Source organism: Saccharospirillum salsuginis, assembly GCF_014651855.1.
In the GTDB taxonomy this organism is placed as follows: domain Bacteria; phylum Pseudomonadota; class Gammaproteobacteria; order Pseudomonadales; family Natronospirillaceae; genus Saccharospirillum; species Saccharospirillum salsuginis.
Map to the genome: position 1 here is coordinate 267392 of NZ_BMXR01000001.1, position 18431 is coordinate 285822.

Sequence of the window (18431 nt, forward strand, 5' to 3'; positions counted from 1 at the left end):
TTGAACCTCAAGCGGGCATTGTATTGAACCCATCGGGCCCCAACTTAAGAAATTGTCACTCGGTAGTAATAAATCTAATCCGACACTTCATCTGGCACTATCAAGGAGGCCACACATGGCTCAGATCACCCTGAAAGGCAATCCCATCAACACCGTTGGCGACCTGCCGGCCGAAGGCAAGACCGCGCCGGACTTCACCGCCACCAAGACCGATTTGTCCGACGTCAAACTGAGCGACTTCAGCGGCAAGACCGTCGTTCTGAACATTTTCCCGAGCATCGACACCCCGACTTGCGCGGCGTCCGTGCGTCGATTCAACGAAGAAGCGAGCAAGCTGGACGGCGTTGAAGTGCTCTGCCTGTCCGCCGACCTGCCCTTCGCCCAGCAGCGTTTCTGCGGCTCCGAGGGTCTGGAGCGCGTGACCCCGGTCTCGGTATTCCGCAACAACGCCTTTGGCGAGGAATACGGCGTTCGCATCGCCGACGGCCCTCTGGCCGGCCTGATGGCGCGTTCGGTCGTGGTCGTCAAAGACGGTAAGGTGGTTCACACCGAGCTGGTGCCCGAAACCGGCGATGAGCCGAATTATGAAGCGGCTTTGAAGGCGGTTTCCTAACAGGCCTTTGCCAATGCCCGGCAGGGTCGGTCGGTCCGACCCACCCTACCGGGCAGCCCTTTTCTATAAGAGGGCAACAGTGATCAATGATGGTGACCGCCGACGCCGTGGGCATGCCCGTGGGAGATTTCCTCGGCGGTCGCTTCGCGCACATCGACGATTTCGATCTCGAACGTCAGCGTCTTGCCCGCCAGTGGATGGTTGGTATCCACATCGGCGAACTTGTGTCCTACCTTGGCCACCAGCACATGACGCGGCCCCTGCTGCGTGTGCACCTGAGCCACCATCCCCGGTTTCCAGCGCTTCGCGCCCTGCAGATGTTTGATCGGCACCCGCTGTATCGCGTCCGGTTTACGTGGCCCGTAGGCCTTTTCCGGCGGTACGGTCACGGTGAAGGCGTCGCCCGCTTCACGGCCTTCCATCGCTTCCTCGAGACCGGGAATAATGCCACCGTGCCCATGCAGGTAGGCATTCGGGTCGCCTCCGGCGGAGCTTTCGACGGTCTCGCCCTGCTCATCGGTCAGGGTATAGTGGAACTGGACAACGGTGTTCTTTTCGATCGGCATTACGCACCCTTATTGGTCGACTTTCCCGGAATCGGGCATGGACCGGACAGTATAGCGCCGGCCGTGTGCCGGGTGAATGAGGTTTCCGGGCTGGGATGATGGTGCGCGGTGCGCACCCTACCACGGAGGCCCTGAGGTATGCTGGATTCGTAGGGTGTGCATCGCGCACCGGGACAGTCGAATGGTGCGCGGTGCGTACCCTACCACGGAGGCCTTGGGACATGTTGGATGTGTAGGGTGCGCATCGCGCATCGGAACCGGTCAAAAGGTGCGCGGTGCGCGGTGCGCACCCTACAGAGGGGGCTCGGTCGGGGCTTCGACACGGCCTTTGGGGCGAACCAGCGCCAGCCACGAATGCACGAAGACGGCACCGAGAATCGCGGTGCCGCCCACCAGCGTCAGCGGCGGCACGCTCTCGTTTAACACCAGCCAGACCCAGATCGGCCCCAGGACCGTCTCGATCAACAGGAACAGACTCACTTCCGGCGACGGCAGGAATTTGGTCGCCATCATCAACATCACCGACGCCACCGGCATCTGCACCAGCCCCATGACCGCCAACCAGCCGTAACTGGTCGGGGTCAATGACAAGGGCTCGGCGAACCCGAGTGCCAGCAGGGCCGTGACCACACCGCTCATCGCCACCACCGGCATCTTGGGCAGGTTCGGAAGGCGGCGCAGCAGTGTCAGTGTCAGGCCCATCAGGATGGCAAGAATCAGCGCGATAAGATCGCCGACCCAGTCGGTCAGGCCGATGGAGCCGGCGAACACGACCAATACGCCGGACAACGCCACAATGATGGCGACCCAGGTCCGCAGCGGCACTTTTTCCCTCAGAATAAACCAGGAAAACAGGGCCGCGAAAAATGCCGAACTGCTCAAAATCACAACGGTATTGGCCACCTTGGTGTGGCTGACGCTGAACACGAACAGGGCGGTATTGATGCCATACAGCAGGGTCACGACCAGAGCCGCGATGCCGTGTTCCCGGTACACCCGGAATTCTTTCAGTCGTCCACTGAACAACATGAACACCAGCATCGACAGGCACACGAAGGATCCCCGCCAGAACGCCACATTGAATGCGTCCGTGCCGGCCAGTCGCACCAGCAAGGCGTCGAAACTGAGCACAAAGACGCCGATTCCGGCGATGGTGATGCCTTGTCGATGATCAACCAGATGCTGAGTGGTCATGCCTATCCTTACCGCTGAATGACTGTAGGTAGGGCAGAAGAGGCGCAGCCGACATCTGCCGTTCACGTGTGACCCCACCAGGCTCTTGTCCACCGACACACTGTCAACCAGAAAAACATCGGCGTAACCGCAAGGGCCGGATCACGACCACCCTACGATACCCTGCTTAGGCTGTGAATTTCACCTCTGATGTCAGGCGAAGGCGGTTTCAAGCAAGGTCCGGGTGTAGGGAGACTGAGGTTGATTGAAGATCGACTCGGCCTCATCCTGCTCCACGACCCGCCCGTCTTTCATCACCATGACCGTATGACACAAGGACTTGACCACCTTGAGGTCGTGACTGATAAAGAGGTAGCTCAGGCCGTATTCCGCCTGCAGCCGCTTCAACAGCTCGATCACCTGGAACTGCACGGTCCGGTCGAGCGCCGAGGTCGGCTCGTCGAGAATCATGAAACGCGGTTTCATCACCAGGGAACGGGCGATGGCGATGCGCTGGCGTTGACCGCCCGAGAACTCGTTCGGGTATCGGAAACGCAGGGCCGGGTCCAGCTCCACGTCCTCCATGGCCCGAATCACCGCCTCGTCCCGCTCCGACGGTGTGCCCATCTCGTGAATGTCCAGCCCTTCACGAATGATCTGTTCCACCGACAAGCGCGGGCTCAAGCTGCCGTACGGGTCCTGAAAGACAATCTGCATCGCGCGTCGATACGGTCGCATGGCTTTTTTGTCCAGGCCCTGCAAATCCACTCCGTCGAACAGCAACGCCCCTCGGCTGGATTCGAGTTTCAGGATGGCCCGGGCCAGTGTCGACTTGCCGGAGCCGCTCTCGCCCACCACACCCAGCGACTCGCCGCTGCGCAACGTGAAATCGATGCCGTCCACTGCCTTCACATGGCCGATGGTGCGCTTGAGGATGCCCCGTTGGATGGGAAACCAGACCCGGACATCCTCGCCGCGCAACATAACCGGCGGATCTCCCTCAAGCGGATCCGGGTGTCCTTTGGGTTCCGCCGCCAGCAGTTTGCGGGTGTAGGGGTGCTCGGGAGTATCGAATACCGTGCGCACCGTCCCGACTTCCACCAGGTGGCCTTTTTCCATCACCGCGACCCGGTCGGCAATGCGGTTCACCAGGGTCAGATCGTGGGTGATGAACAGAACCGTCATGCCCATGTCCTTTTGCAGACGGGCGATCAATTCCAGGATCTGCGCCTGAATGGTCACATCCAGCGCAGTCGTCGGTTCATCGGCGATCAACAGTTCCGGCTCGTTGACCAGTGCCATGGCGATCATGACCCGTTGCCGCTCACCACCGGACAATTGATGCGGGTAGGACTTCAGTTTCTTCTCAGGTTCGCGCAGGCCGACCCGTTCCAGCATGTCCAGAGCCCGCTGTTCGGCCTGTCGCTGGGTGGCCGGCTGGTGCAACTGAACCATTTCGATCAACTGTTTGGCGACGGTATGCAGAGGGTTCAGGGATGTCATCGGTTCCTGGAAGATCACGCCCACCTTACGGCCGCGCAGTTCACGTAGGTCGCGTTTGTCCAAATCCAGAATGTTCCGATTCCGCCAGCGGATCTCACCGCTGGTGAATTCGACCGGCGGTGTCGGCATCAGCCGCAACAGGGACAGAGCCGTCACGCTCTTGCCGGAACCGCTTTCCCCCACCAGCGCCAGGATCTCACCGCTTTCGATGGTGAGGCTCAGGTTATGCACCACCTCATTAATGTCGTCTCCCTTGCGGAACCCGATGGACAGGTTGTTCAATGTCATCAGCGCCATGAAGGGTCCTTAAAACGACTTACGGGGATCGAAGGCATCGCGCACGCCTTCGCCCACGAAGATCAATGTGGTCAGCATGAAACCGACGATGAAAAACGCTGTGAAGCCGAGCCAGGGTGCCTGTATGTTCGCTTTGCCCTGGGCCAGCAACAGACCGAGCGACGGCGACCCCGGCGGCATACCGAAACCGAGGAAGTCGAGCGAGGTCAGGATGGTGATGGACCCGGACAGTGTGAACGGCAGAAACGTCAGGGTCGCGACCATGGCATTGGGTAAAATGTGACGGAACATCAGGCGACGGTCGCTCATGCCCATGGCACGCGCGGACAGGACGTATTCGAAGTTCCGGGTACGCAGAAATTCGGCCCGAACCACACCGACGAACCCCATCCAGCCAAACAACAGCACAACGACCAGGAGCCACCAGAAATTCGGCGTCACGATACTCATCAGAATGATCAGGATAAACAGCGTCGGCATGCTGCCCCAGACTTCCATAAAGCGTTGCATGAACAAGTCCAGGCGGCCGCCGTAATACCCCTGGACCGCGCCGGCGGCGACACCGATCACCGCCGAAATGCCCGTGGCGGCGAACCCGAACAGGACCGAGATGCGGAACCCGTAGAGCACGTTGGCCAATACATCCCGGCCCTTGTCGTCCGTCCCCAGCCAGTTCTTCGTTGTCGGCGGACTGGGTGCCGGACTTGGCAAATCGTAATGGATGGTGTTGTAGCTGAACGGAATCGGCGGCCACAGGATCCAGCTGCCCTCGCCCAACAGTTCCTGGAAATACGGGTCGCGGTAGTTCGCCGGAAAGTCGAAATCGCCGCCGAAATCGGTCTCGGTATAGGTGGCGAAGATCGGGAAATAGAAGCGCCCCTCGTCCCGGATCAACAGGGGCTGATCGTTCGCCACCAGTTCGGAAACCATGGAAATGGCGAACACAATGCCGAATATCCACAGGCTCCACCAGGCGCGGCGATTGGCCTTGAACCGTTGCCAGCGCTGCCGGTTAACCGGAGACATTTGAAAACGACCGGTATATGACATCAACGAGCCTCGAAATCGATACGCGGGTCGACCAGGGTGTAGGTCAGGTCGCTGACGATGCCCATGATCAATCCCAGCAAGGTGAATACGTAGAGAGTGGAAAACATCACCGGATAGTCCCGTTGCAGGGTCGACTCGAAGCCGAGCAGACCCAGACCATCCAGCGAGAAAATGGTCTCGATCAGCAATGCGCCGCTGAAGAAAATACTGATGAAGGCGGCGGGAAAGCCGGCGATGATGATCAGCATGCCGTTGCGAAACACATGGCCATACAGAATGCGACGTTCGGTGCAGCCCTTGGCCCGTGCGGTCATGACGTATTGCTTGTGGATTTCGTCGAGAAAGGAGTTTTTGGTCAGCATGGTCAGGCTCGCGAATCCGCCGATGACCAGGGCGGTAACGGGCAACACCATGTGCCAGAAATAATCGACGATCTTGCCCCAGAGACTGAGTTCGTCCCAGTTCGTGGACACCAGTCCGCGCAACGGAAACCAGTCGAAGTAGTTACCGCCGGCGAACAGGATGATCAGTAGAATCGCAAACAGAAAGGACGGTATGGCATTGGCCGCGAAAATGACGCTCGAGGTCCACACATCGAAGCGGGTGCTGTGTTTGACGGCCTTGCGAATACCCAGCGGAATCGACACCAGGTAAATGATCAGCGTGCTCCACAACCCAAGCGAGATCGACACCGGCATCCGTTCGACGATCAGGTCCACAACGCTTCGACCGCGAAACAGGCTGTCGCCGAAGTCGAAGCGCAGATAATCCCAGAGCATGGTGAAGTAGCGTTCGTGCAGGGGCTTGTCGAAACCGAAACGCGCCTCGATGGCGGCGATGTCTTCCTCGGTAAGACCGCGAGCACCCCGGTAGGCCGAATCCCCGGTGCGGTTGCCACTGCCGCTGTCGGCACCACCGCTGTCGGCATCCGACCCACTGAGCGTGTCCGATTGATTGTTGCCGGTCATCCGGTCCAGCAGCGAGGCGGTCTGCCCCTGCATATTGGCGATCATCTGATCGACCGGGCCGCCCGGAGCGACCTGGATGATCAGAAAATTAATGGTAACAATGGCCCACAGCGTCGGAACGACCAACAGCAGCCGGCGAATCAGATAGGCGGTCATGATTGGGCCTTAGCGCGCGTTTCGGTCCGGCAGGGTCGCTGCGGCTTCCTCGTCCAACCACCAGGTGCCCAGGCCCAATGAGTAACGTGGCATCCTTGTATCGGGGCGCGCGAACTTGTTCCAGTAAGCTACCCAATATTCATCGAGGTGCCAGTTCGGTACAACGTAGTAGCGCCACAACAATACTCGGTCCAACGCACGACCATAGGCCAATAGCATGTCTTCATTTTGCTGATTCTCCGCGATGCCTCGCACCAAGGCATCGATGACTGGATCGGATGTACCCACAGCGTTGTAGGTGGAATCCATATACCGGCTGTCCCACTCGAACACCAACTGGTCACTGGGATAGGCGCCCCCACCAAGGGTATCGACGATCATGTCGTAGTCTCGTTCACGCCAGCGATTGGTGTATTGAGTAATATCCACGGTACGGATATTCATGGTAATCCCGGCCCGAGCCAGATTTTCCTGGAATGGGATAGCCACACGCTCGAAATTGGGCGAATACAACAGAAGTTCAAACGTTATTGGCTCACCACTGTCTAGATTGACCATTTTACCATTTTGCAATTCATATCCAGCCTGTTGCAGCAAACCCAGTGCTTGACGAAGTTGAGGGCGGATATTACCACTGCCGTCGGTCTCATAACTCTCATAGGGTTCGGTAAAAACCTCCGGAGGCACCTGATCCCGGAACTGCTCCAAAATTTCCAGCTGATTACCCTCGGGTAGTCCGGTCGCCATGTAGTCGGTATTCTGGAAATAGCTGCGGGTGCGCTCGTACTTGCCATAGAAGAGGTTTTCATTGGTCCATTCGAAATCAAACAGCAGGTTTATCGCCATACGAACCCTGCGATCTTCGAAAACCGGTTGCTGAATATTGAAGACGAACGACTGCATTCCATGAGGCAAATCGTGCGAGATTTCTTCTTTGACAATGTGGCCTTTTTCGAAATTATCACCTTCGTACTGTGTCGCCCAATTTTTGGAGACACTTTCCCTGCGGAAGTCATATTCGCCTTTCTTGAACGCTTCCAATAGTACGGTGTCGTCAAGATAATAGTCGTAGCGCTCGAAGTCGAAGTTCAGTTGGCCAACCCGTGTGGGGTGATTCAGTGCCCAATAGTCATCAATCCGTTTATAAACCACATACTGGCCCATCTTGTAGTCACTGATGGTATAAGCACCACTGCCTACCGGAACAGTGGTCAAAGGCTCCGGGAATTCGATGTCTTTAAAAACATGCTCAGGAAACACCGGTGTGTCGACAAGTCCAATCAACAAGGCCTTGTCACTTCGAGGCAATGTGAATTTGACTTTACGATCATCCAGGACCTCGACGCTGACCCCTTCATAGTAAGTCGAGAATTGCGGTACACCGTCTTCCATGAACAGATTAAAAGTAAAGGCAACATCAGAAGCGAGGATAGGCTCACCGTCTTGAAAGGTAGCCCTCGGGTCCAGGTGGAAAATGATCCAGTCGTGGCTGGTCGGGTACTCCACCTTCTCGGCGATCAACCCATAGTAAACACCCATCTCGTCGCCGTTGGCGACCATCAAAGGATCGAACAGGTTTTCACGAATACCCGCCGGAGTGGTTCCTCGTTGAGCAAAACGATTGAAGTTGTCAAAGGTACCCCGGACCCCCAGGGTAATGTACCCCTTCCGTGGCGCATCCGGATTGACATAGTCCCAGTGCTCGAACCCTTCCGGGTATTGTGGCTCGCCACGTTCGGCGATGGCGTGGGACACAATGACATCGGGCTCTTCGGCCAGGACGGCGCCCGCCAGGCACAGACCAACGACCACAGACACGAGGGCTTTCATGGACGACTCCTCTCCGGATTGTATTGGAACTCACGGTTCCGCTATCTGATACGTATTACGAACCCGGCTTCGAACCGGTTTCGTTGTTGTTGTTGTTCAGTACGACAATCCTTTGAGGACTCTTTTACGACTGTCCCAGTCGACTGCGTTGTGAGCGGGGCACCGTGGGCAGACGGCTAATGAAGAAGGTACACACAGCCCAGATGCACACCAGCATCACTTTCAGTGGTAGCGGGTCCACCGAGAGCAGCGAAATGCTGAAGGTCACGGCGACCACCACCAGTGCGACGGTTTTCGAGCGCGGCTTGATGTAGCGCTCCCGCTGCCAGTTTTCGATCAGCGGCCCAAACAGCTTAGTCGACAACAGCCAGCGGTGAAAGCGCGGTGAGGATTTGGCGAAGCAGGCGCCGGCCAGCAGCATGAAAGGCGTGGTCGGCAATACCGGCAGTACCACGCCCAGCGTGCCCAGCCCCACGCTGAGCCATCCGGTCCCGATCAACAACCATCGCCATAACAGGCTCCGCATTGGACTTTTCCTCGGTTACGCTCTCTCAAACAGATGCCCACAGGCGCCGGGCTCCCCGGTCTGCGCATGAAACACCCTCATCAAAGATAGCAAAGCCGGGCATCCTTGGGTATGACTCCCGGCTACCTTTACAGCCTCCCGAATTCACCCGTAACACACTGATTTTGATAATTTTTTTAGAAAAAGTATTGCAAAAGGAAAAACCGGTGGTAATATGCGCCCCGCTTTCGACGGAAACGTCAACTTTGAAACGTCCCGTTCGTCTAGTGGCCTAGGACACCGCCCTTTCACGGCGGTAACAGGGGTTCGAGTCCCCTACGGGACGCCACTTCCGTTTCATACGTGTCGAAGCTTCGCCCTCTGCGGGAATAGAAAAGAATTGCGGGAATAGCTCAGTGGTAGAGCACAACCTTGTCCGAGGTTGGGGCGGGACGCGCAGTCTCGCGAAAAGCCTCGAAGAGGCTTCACGAGCGACCCGATTGCAGCACACAATTAGACCGATTATGCGGGAATAGCTCAGTGGTAGAGCACAACCTTGCCAAGGTTGGGGTCGCGAGTTCGAATCTCGTTTCCCGCTCCAAATTCAAAAAGCCCAGCCAAGCGCTGGGCTTTTTCGTTTCAAGGAGCACGCATCCGGGTCACGACCGGGGCGCCGGCCGGTTGAATCTCGTTTCCCGCTCCAATTTCAGAATAGCCCAGCCAAGCGCTGGGCTTTTTCGTTTCAGGAAGCGCAGATCCCGCCTTCCTCTTCCTGACACCGAAAGCGGCACAACGACATGGATATCCACGGATTCGCTCGACGGACATTCATGTCCGGTCTAGGCTGACCTCAAAGGACTGCATTGGGCGGTTATCAACCAGCCATGTTGATGAAAAAAACCGGCACGAACGACGACCTGCGTCTATTATATACCTCTAATGTAATACGGCGCTTCCAGGTGCACATGCGATCTGTCGTTCAACTGATGATTCACGGCCTCCTACTGGCTGCACTGCTGGCTGTGACCGCCGAGGCTCGCTCTCCGGCCATGCCGCTGGATGAAGGCTGGCAGTATCGCTGGGGCGACTCCCCCATCGCCGCCAACGGTGTTCCGGAATGGACGCTCGACGCCCTCGAAAGCCCGAACTGGTCGAACATCGACTTCCCCTCCAACCCTCCCGACCGGGCGAGCCGCCAGAACGCCTGGTTTCGAACCGTATTGCCCGAGGAAAACTGGTGGGATCCGGTTCTCTACATCTACAGTGTGGACCTGATCACCGAGGTCTACCTCGACGGCGAACGCATCTATCACTACGGCACTTTCGACGACCAGGGCCACGGACGATTCGTCGGCTGGCCCTGGCACATGATTCCTCTGCCGGAAGGCTTCGGCGGCAAACCGATTTACTTTCGGGTCTGGTCCAACTACAGCGATATCGGTCTGTGGGGGGAAGTCACCCTCACCAACCGCCAGGATCTGATCCTGACCCAGTTGTCACGGTCGGCGGAATCCCTGGTGGTGAGTGGTTTTTCATTGATGATCGCACTGCTGACACTGTTGTTTGCCGGGGTTGACCGGCGACGCAGTGGATTCGCGGACATCAGCCTGTTCGCCTTCGCCTCCGGGTTGATGATCCTGTCCGGCAGTCCGGCCAGTCAGTTGCTGTGGGACCAGCCGTTGGTGTGGGATTACATCGGCGCCGGCAGCTACTATTGCCTTCCCATCGCCATCGCCCTGCTGTTGGAACAATGGCTGCCGATGTCCCGTCAGTCCATTGTCCGTTGTGTCTGGCAATTGCATCTGGTGTATCTCGTCGGCGCACTCGGCTTCTCGGCCCTCGGTCTGGTGAATCTGTCCACCACCTTTCCGGTGTTCGATGTTCTGCTGCTGGGGACACTGGCGGTGCTGTTCACCGTGGTGGCCCGGGATATTCGCCGGGTCACACTGGAGCAGCGAGTGCTGATCGCCGTCTTCGCCCTCTATTCGATCCTGTTGATCATCGACATGGCCGTCGCCCACAGCTTCCTGCCCTGGCGCCTGGTACCGCTGAGTTGGGGCGGGCTGGCTTTTACGATTGTGGCGACTCTGGTCGCCCTGCAGCGCTATCGTCAGGCGCAGCGGGATCTGATCCATTTGAACGAATCCCTGGAGCGCAAGGTCGAGGAACGAACCCGGGCCCTGGAAGCCCTGTCCTACGAGGACACGCTCACCGGCCTGAAAAACCGTCGCTATTTCAACGAATTCTACGAACGGGAAGTCGCCATCGCGCAACGCAACAATACGCCCCTCAGCCTGATCATGGCGGATCTGGACCACTTCAAGGCATTCAACGACCGTTTCGGTCACGAAGCGGGAGACAAGGCTTTGCAAATCGTCGCCGAAGCCATCCGCCGGCACTTTCGCGAGACCGATATCGGTTGCCGGTATGGCGGCGAAGAATTCGTCATCATTCTGCCCGGCTGTCGAGCCGAAGACACGGCCAAACTGACCGAACGCCTGCTCGCCGATATCCGGCAAACCCCGGTACTGCACCAGGGTCGCAATCTGGGACGGCTGAGCCTGTCGGCGGGCATCGCCGCCTGGCCGGAACATGGCGGACATCCGGAAGAACTGTTAACGCTGGCCGATCAGGCTTTGTACCGGGCCAAAGGGCTGGGGCGGGACCGCGCCTGTCTGCACGCGGCTTCGACAACCATTGAACGGGAGGATGGCTGAACCATCACTCCAGTCGAACGGCGTAGACCTCAGACAGGGGAATCACGCCCTGCCGCGCCAATGACAGTGCATGGTGGGTCAAGGGCGTCATGCCGTCCGATACGGCCTGTTTTTCCAGCAACTGGGCGGATACTCCGGGTTGAATCAATTCGCGCAGTTCAGGAGTCACGGTCAGCAGTTCGTAGACCGCCGCCCGTCCCTTGACACCCGTGTGATGGCACTGGTCGCACCCCCGACTCTTGTGGAAAGTCTCCCCGGGCTCGACACCGAGCAGCGACCGGACCTCGTCCGATACCGCCTCGGGCTCCCGACAGGCGGGGCAATTCTTGCGCACCAGACGCTGCGCCAGCACACCCTGCAGAGCCGCATTGACCAGATAGGGCTCGATGCCGATTTCCAGCATGCGGGTCAGGGTCGCGCTGGCGCTGTTGGTGTGCAGCGTGCTCAGCACCAGGTGCCCGGTCAGGGCGCTTTCGACCGCCATCTTGGCGGTCTCCTCATCGCGCATCTCACCGACCATGATGATGTCCGGGTCATGCCGCAGGATATGTCGCAGGGCCCGGGCGAAGGTGTAGCCGATGTCTGATTTGGTCTGAATCTGGGTCAGACCGTCGAGATGGTATTCCACCGGATCCTCGACGGTGATGATGTTGCGATGGGTCCGGGTCAGTTCGGTCAACGCCGTATAAAGCGTGGTCGACTTACCGGAACCGGTCGGCCCGGTGACCAGAAACATTCCCTGGTTCCTGGCCAGAATGTGACGCAACCGGGTTTCATCGTCGGCCGAATAACCGAGCGAACGCAGGTCCTTGAGCGCGAAGTTGGTATCGAGCAGGCGAATCACCACGCTCTCGCCGCGAATCGATGGAATGATCGACAACCGCAGATCAATGGTTTTACCGTGCTGGGTCAGCCGATAGCGCCCGTCCTGGGGCAGTCGGTGCTCGGCGATGTCCATATTCCCCAGCACCTTGATACGACTGACCAGACGCGGCATCAGCCGTTTGTTCAAGGCCCGGATGGTATGCAGGGTGCCGTCGATCCGATACAGCAGATCGAGCCGGTCCTCGCGCGGACGCAGATGGATGTCCGAGGCACGCCGGGTCATGGCATCCGCCAGGATATTCTGGACCAGTTGGATGATGGGTCGGTCGTCCCGATCACTGTGCGCGGACGATTGTTTTCGACGGGTTCGGGACTCGGGCGCCGGGTATTCGGCCGGCATTTCCGCCAACGCCTCCCGTTCTTCGTCCTGGTCGTAATGTTCGCTGATGGCGGTGTGAATGGCTTCTTCGGTGGCAATGGCCAACTCGATGGACTTACCGGTCATAAAACGCAACAAATCCACCAGTTCCGAGCTGGTCGGGTCACTCACGGCCACATAGAGGTGATCGTGGCCTTCGAGCAGCGGGATCACCGTGTGTTCGCGGGCGAAGCGGGCCGGCACCCGGTCGATGACGGCGGGGTCGATATCGAAGGAGGCCAGATCCACCTGGGGCAACGCCAGCAGTTGCGCCAGCGCGCTGACCACTTCTTCGTGGTGCGCCCACCCCCGATTGCTCAGAATGGTGCCCAGGCGCTCCCCCGGGTGTCTGGTCTGTTCCGCCAGAGCTTCACTCAATTGCTCCCGAGTGATCACACCGGAGGCAACCAGCACTTCGCCCAGATGGTGGTGGCTGAAATGACCCTGGCGCAACTGGCCGAAGGCTTTCAGGGCTTCACGGGAATGAATAGGCCGGTCGCGACCGAAGACCGGCTCGGACACATCGTAGGGCACCGTCGACAACTGATAGACTCCTATCCAGCGGGCTCTGTCATTAATTCAGTGTAGTCTAATACAGTACAATCGACCGAACACACCGGTGAGATCAATGAATAAGGCTATTTGTCCGTTGACACGAACGGATCGGTTTCGCGACTGCTTCCGCCTTTCTTGCGCGGCTTCAGAACCGTGTTCACATAGGAATCGGTCGCCTTGGTCTGCCCCACATCCTTGCCGGTCGCCTCGCTCAGGTACCAGCGGTGTTCCAGCACCTCGTGGAACAGTTCGGCGTTGTCCAGACGCCCTTTCATCCCCTCCGGAATGGCCTCGATGGTCGGGTTGAACACCTCCGACAGCCAGCGATAGGCGGCGACGGGTTCGGGAACATCACGCCCTTCCTTGTCGCTGAGGTAAATCCGGTATCGGTTCAGGTCGTTCAGCAGGCGACGGGCCTGGTTTTCCTGGACCTGCAACCCGGTCAGGTTGTTCAACCGCCGGCGGTGGTGCCAATGCTCCACCACCTGCGGCACCATGCGCACCCGCTGACCGTTGTCGACCGTGGTCAGTTCCATTTCCTCGACATCGAAGCCGAGTTCATTCAGGCGACGAATGCGTTTTTCAATGCGAAACTGATCCTCGGGTTCGAACACCTCGTCCTGCGTCAGTTCGTTCCACAGGGCCTTGTAGCGGGTCACCAGGGAATTGGCGAGGTCGACCGGATCCTGTTTACCCGGCAGGCCACCGCAATAGGCTTCCAGGTCCATCAGGTCGCCGCCGATGTTCATCTCGGCCAGATCCAGGTCGTATTCGCGCCGGCCATCGGACAGGGTTTCGCGCATCTCCCCGGTCTCGGCATCGACCACATAGGCGGCCATCAGTCCGGCGTCGCGGCGAAACAGGGCGTTGGACAGAGAGCAGTCGCCCCAGTAAAACCCGGACAGGTGCAAACGCACCAGTAGCTCGGCCAACGCATCGAGCATGTGGTTCAATTGCTCGACGGAAATGCCCTGCTGGATGATTACCCGATACGGCAGAGCCCCATCCAGATAATGAGTCACCAACAAGGCCCGGTTCTTCATGTCGACCGGCTCGCCCACCAGTTCGTAGGTACGCCGGGCTTCGGACACCCCTTCGTCGCGGTGGGTGATCAGGCCGACCGCCTCGACCACGGGCAACCCCATTTCAGCCAGTTCGCGCAGCAGGCGATATTCGTTACGGGCGATGGGCGTCATCAGCTCCTTGAGGGCATAGACTTCGCCTTTGTTGCTGATGAAACGCACCACATTGCGATGAATGCCCCTGGCCACCTCCACGAACAGCTCGGGGGGCCATTGCGAGAGGTGCTTGGACCAGGGATAACGCAGGTCGGTGATGTAGTGGCTCGGTGACGCGATTTGTATTTTCATGGCATTAAAAAGCCGGCGGTAAGCCGGCTTTCCTTAAGGTTATGACAACGGGAACCGTCGATCAGAGGCGTTCGGAGGTTTCGGCGTCGAAGACGTGGATCTTGTCGGCGTTGAATTCCAACACCAACTCCTGACCGATTTTCGGTACGCGGTGCACGTCCATCTTGGCAACGACGGGCTTCTCTTCGTTATCCATCCGGCTGTGAACAACCACTTCGTGACCCAGCGTTTCGACGATTTCGGCCTTGGCCTTGATCTTGCCGGTGTTGGCCCAGCCGTGGTCGTCGGTGTCGGTGATGTGCTCCGGACGAATGCCGACGATGACCTGGCCGCCCTTGCGCTCGCTGACGCCCGCTTTCCAGCGATCCGGCGTCTTGATGGTGATGTCCGGGTGGCTCAGTTCACTGCCGTCGTCGGAGACTTTCATCTTCAGGATGTTCATGTTCGGCGTGCCGATGAACTGGGCCACGAAGACGTTTTGCGGCGTGTCGTACAGATCCAGCGGCGTACCGACCTGACGCAGGTTGCCGTCGTGCAACACGGCGATGCGGTCGCCCATGGTCATGGCTTCGACCTGATCGTGCGTCACGTAAACGGAGGTGATGCCCAGGCGTTTTTGCAGGTTGGCGATCTCGGCGCGCATGTGCACCCGCAGTTCGGCATCCAGGTTGGACAGCGGTTCGTCGAACAGGAAGACGGACGGCTTACGAACAATGGCGCGACCCAGGGCCACACGCTGACGCTGACCGCCGGACAGTGCCTTGGGCTTACGATCCAGCAGATGGGTCAGACCGAGTGTCTCGGCGGCTTCATTGACCAGGCGATCGATTTCGGTCTTGTCCATCTTGCGCAGGCGCAGACCGAAAGCGATGTTTTCGAACACGGACATGTGCGGGTACAGAGCGTAGCTCTGGAACACCATGGCCACGTCGCGATCCTTGGGGTGAACATTGTTGACCACCCGGTCGCCGATGAAGAGTTTGCCGTCGGAAATTTCTTCCAGACCGGCGATCATGCGCAAGGTCGTGGACTTACCACAACCGGATGGGCCGACCAGTACCATGAACTCCTTGTCCTGAATTTCCAGATCCAGGCCCTTGATGATGTTCACGTCACCGTAGCTTTTAACAACGTTCTCGAAAGTAATACTAGCCATCTGCTTCCACTCGTTTTTGTCGTTATGCAACCGTCGCCCCACCGCGTGCGGTGGGCCCCGTCGAGCCTCTAAAGAGCTGCTTGTAATTTTCTTTCACAGCTTTGACGTCGCTCGATCGATTTCGTCCATTATAGCCGTAATTATACTACCAAATGCAAGCCCAACCGCTTGGCATCGGCGTTTCAAAGGCATCGGAGCCCATCAGACGGGCCTGTCAGGCCTTTCGAATGGCGGTCATCTCTCGACAAAACGACTGAATTTCGGGCATTTCGAACAAATCGGCACTCGACCGGGTCAGTTTTCGACGCCAATTCGGGTATTCGTCGCTGGTCCCTGGAATATTGACCGGCTTGTTGATCAGCATCAGGTCTTCCAGCTGTACCGCGACGATCTGCGAGCGGCAAGACCCCAGATGGTGGTGGATGGCGAAACACAGGGCCTGTGTCATGTCAGGGATGTCCTCGGCCCGTTCCGGGTGCCCGTCGGGCAGGCGTCCGTATGCTTTCAGGGCATCGAGGATGGCCTGCTTGGCCCAGGCCCGGTTTTTTTGTTCGTTTTTGTAATCGTCCTCGCTGGCGAACATGCCCAATTCCCATCGCAGACCCAGATCGCTCATCTTCCAGAAGGCGTGGACGGTGGGCATGTCGTGGTTGCATACAATCGCCAGCGCCTTCTCGGCGTAGTCTTCCGGCGGCGTGCAGCCGGCTTCGCCCATCTCGAAATAGAACACCTTGTTGGAATACAACTCGGCGCGCGGAAAGGTTTCGACCACTTCCGGCGGTACCGTGCCCAGGTCTTCCGCGATGACCATGCACTGATTACGCTGCGATTCGAGATTGAGAATGCCGAGCAGGTCGTACAGATCGTAGTAGACATAGGCGCCATAGGCCGCGCTCTTGCCCGGCGGACACCACCACAGCCGCAGCAACGCCATGGCGTGGTCGATGCGCAGCGCGCCGCAGGCCCGCATGTTGTTGCGCAACAGGGTGATGAAGGTCTGATAGCCCTGGGCCTTCAGTTTCACCGGGTCGAGCGGTGGCAGCCCCCAGTTCTGCCCTTTGGGGCCGAGCGCATCCGGGGGCGCGCCGACCGCCGCGTCCAGACAGAAGCTCTCCCGATTGGTCCAGATTTCGGCCCCGCCCCGGTCCGCGCCGACGGCGAGATCGCGATACAGGCCAATTTTCATGCCGAGCTCATGGGCCAGGCGATTCACCGCCTGGAGCTGTTCGTCGGCGATGAATTGAAGGTACTGGTAGTAGGTCACGTCATCGGCATGCGTCTCGGTGAACCGGCGCACGGCTTCGCTGTGATGGTCCTGATAGGCCTCGGGCCATTTCGGCCAGCCCCAGGCATTGATGTCCTTCGCCTTGAAGTGAGCCAGCAACGCTTCGAAAGTGGCATGCTGAAACAGAGGCTCGCCCTGGTTCTCGATGTACGCCTGAAACGCCCGGTCGCGCTCGGTCCCCTGGCCCAGATGGCGTTCGCGAAACACCTCGTATAGCTCACGCAGGGCCTGGTACTTGGCCGCGCTCACACCGGTGTACTCCACATCCGATGTCGACCGGAGCCGTTGCAGCAAGGCCTGGAACTCGGTGCCCTGCACGCGTTTTTTCAACGGCTCGGCCTGCTCGAATTCCGGGACCGATTCGATGTCCACGTACAGCACATTGACGTAACTTCGATTCGACGGGCTGTAGGGGCTGGCATGCTCGGGGCTGACCGGATACAGGGAATGAATCGGGTTCAGACCGATGACATCGGCTCCCTGAGCCGCCATATCCCGGATCAGCCCGGCCAGATCGGTAAAGTCGCCCATGCCCCAGTTGCGATCGGACTTCAATGTGTACAACTGGATCGCCGTGCCCCAAATCCGATCGCCCCGCACCATGGGTTCGGGCTGAAAACTGGTTTCGGGAGTGACGATCAAGGGCGTGGTGGCCCGGCGTTCGCCAACCGTGAGTGTCAGTTCGTGGTACCCCAGCGGCAGGTCCGTCGGCAGGGGTAATTGCAGGCGCAGGTGACGTACGCCATCGAGCCAGTATTCGCCGCTGACAGCCAGTTCATCCGCCCGAAAATCGCCGCTCAATCGGGTTTGGCCGTCTTCACCGAGAAAGCGCCAGTGGCCACCCTGATGTGTGTCCGGTTCGGGCAGGTAGAGCGGCAGGCTCCAGTCCCGCATGGGACTGAGCACACAGACCGGTTCGAGCAGTTCTTTCCATTGATGCGTATCGAGCTCGAAGGCATGGCGTTCGAGCCCGGCGTCATCGTCGAGGTCGTAGCCCATGGCCTGGAGAATAAGGGCGATGTTGTCCGGCGGTACGTCCACTTCATTGCCCCGGTAGTCGATGAACCGGGAGGAGATGTTTCTCAGGTGGGCGATTTTCGCCGCCAGTTCCCATTGCGCCATATTCACCTCTTTATTCTCGGCAATGCGGTACATCCGGTCGTGTTGACCACTTCCATCAGTGTAACTAGGCCACCGGCTAAATTCTCACTGAATTGCGTTCCGGTTGGGCTGAATTTATTGCAGGTGGATTTTACTGTGGTTGCTCCACCTTTGGCTGGGTTTGCTTTTGTGCCTGTGGGCCGTGCCGGGTGAGGGGGTGGTAGTCTGGTAGGGTGGGCACCGCCCACCAGTCTGTGATAAGCAACCTTGACACCAAACGTTCAGCCAAGAGACAAGCCGGAGCCAACGTATCCTTCGATGGTCGGCGATGCCCACCCTACTC

At 58.7% G+C, this 18431-nt stretch carries 13 protein-coding genes and 2 tRNA genes; 4 read left to right on the plus strand and 11 right to left on the minus strand.

Translation table 11 applies throughout. From position 1 onward, the window contains the following. The first annotated feature begins 115 nt into the window (after positions 1–115). A complete protein-coding gene (gene tpx / locus IE111_RS01145; RefSeq protein WP_189606657.1) occupies positions 116–613 on the plus strand; it encodes a thiol peroxidase in 498 nt (165 codons plus the stop codon). A gap of 83 nt (positions 614–696) precedes the next feature. Here the strand turns inward: tpx and IE111_RS01150 are convergent, their stop codons facing one another. From IE111_RS01150 to IE111_RS01180, 7 genes are all read right to left on the minus strand, one after another. Continuing rightward, positions 697–1179, minus strand: coding sequence for an FKBP-type peptidyl-prolyl cis-trans isomerase (locus tag IE111_RS01150; RefSeq protein ID WP_189606658.1), 483 nt, complete (start codon positions 1177–1179; stop codon positions 697–699). A gap of 291 nt (positions 1180–1470) precedes the next feature. Continuing rightward, positions 1471–2373, minus strand: a complete 903-nt coding sequence (locus IE111_RS01155; RefSeq protein WP_189606659.1) for a DMT family transporter — start codon at positions 2371–2373, stop codon at positions 1471–1473. A 192-nt stretch (positions 2374–2565) separates the two neighbouring features. After that, positions 2566–4152, minus strand: coding sequence for an ABC transporter ATP-binding protein (locus IE111_RS01160; protein ID WP_189606660.1), 1587 nt, complete (start codon positions 4150–4152; stop codon positions 2566–2568). Between the two features lie 9 nt (positions 4153–4161). After that, positions 4162–5178, minus strand: coding sequence for an ABC transporter permease (locus IE111_RS01165; protein WP_189606661.1), 1017 nt, complete (start codon positions 5176–5178; stop codon positions 4162–4164). 23 nt (positions 5179–5201) lie between these two features. After that, positions 5202–6326 (minus strand): microcin C ABC transporter permease YejB, encoded by a 1125-nt coding sequence (locus IE111_RS01170; protein WP_189606662.1) that lies wholly within the window; start codon positions 6324–6326, stop codon positions 5202–5204. A 9-nt stretch (positions 6327–6335) separates the two neighbouring features. Next, complete coding sequence (locus IE111_RS01175) at positions 6336–8156, minus strand: extracellular solute-binding protein (RefSeq protein WP_189606663.1); 1821 nt, start codon at positions 8154–8156, stop codon at positions 6336–6338. A gap of 124 nt (positions 8157–8280) precedes the next feature. Continuing rightward, complete coding sequence (locus tag IE111_RS01180; protein WP_189606664.1) at positions 8281–8682, minus strand: YbaN family protein; 402 nt, start codon at positions 8680–8682, stop codon at positions 8281–8283. A 252-nt stretch (positions 8683–8934) separates the two neighbouring features. Between IE111_RS01180 and IE111_RS01185 the strand changes: the two genes are divergently transcribed. From IE111_RS01185 to IE111_RS01195, 3 genes are all read left to right on the plus strand, one after another. Continuing rightward, positions 8935–9010 (plus strand) — tRNA-Glu (locus IE111_RS01185). 177 nt (positions 9011–9187) lie between these two features. Then, positions 9188–9262 (plus strand) — tRNA-Gly (locus IE111_RS01190). A gap of 364 nt (positions 9263–9626) precedes the next feature. Beyond that, complete coding sequence (locus IE111_RS01195) at positions 9627–11378, plus strand: GGDEF domain-containing protein (RefSeq protein WP_189606665.1); 1752 nt, start codon at positions 9627–9629, stop codon at positions 11376–11378. Between the two features lie 4 nt (positions 11379–11382). Here IE111_RS01195 and IE111_RS01200 read toward each other — a convergent pair whose 3' ends face one another. The 4 genes from IE111_RS01200 to malQ form a co-directional block, all read right to left on the minus strand. Next, on the minus strand, positions 11383–13155 hold the full coding sequence (locus tag IE111_RS01200) for a GspE/PulE family protein (protein WP_229805181.1): 1773 nt from the start codon (positions 13153–13155) through the stop codon (positions 11383–11385). Positions 13156–13259: 104 nt separating this feature from the next. After that, positions 13260–14546: a DUF4032 domain-containing protein gene (locus IE111_RS01205; protein WP_189606667.1), complete on the minus strand. Its 1287-nt coding sequence runs from the start codon at positions 14544–14546 to the stop codon at positions 13260–13262. Positions 14547–14607: 61 nt separating this feature from the next. Next, positions 14608–15702, minus strand: a complete 1095-nt coding sequence (locus tag IE111_RS01210; RefSeq protein ID WP_189606668.1) for an ABC transporter ATP-binding protein — start codon at positions 15700–15702, stop codon at positions 14608–14610. 214 nt (positions 15703–15916) lie between these two features. After that, the gene (gene malQ / locus IE111_RS01215; protein ID WP_189606669.1) at positions 15917–18109 is read right to left on the minus strand and encodes a 4-alpha-glucanotransferase; all 2193 of its coding nucleotides are present in this window, start codon (positions 18107–18109) and stop codon (positions 15917–15919) included. Between the last annotated feature and the right edge of the window lie 322 nt (positions 18110–18431).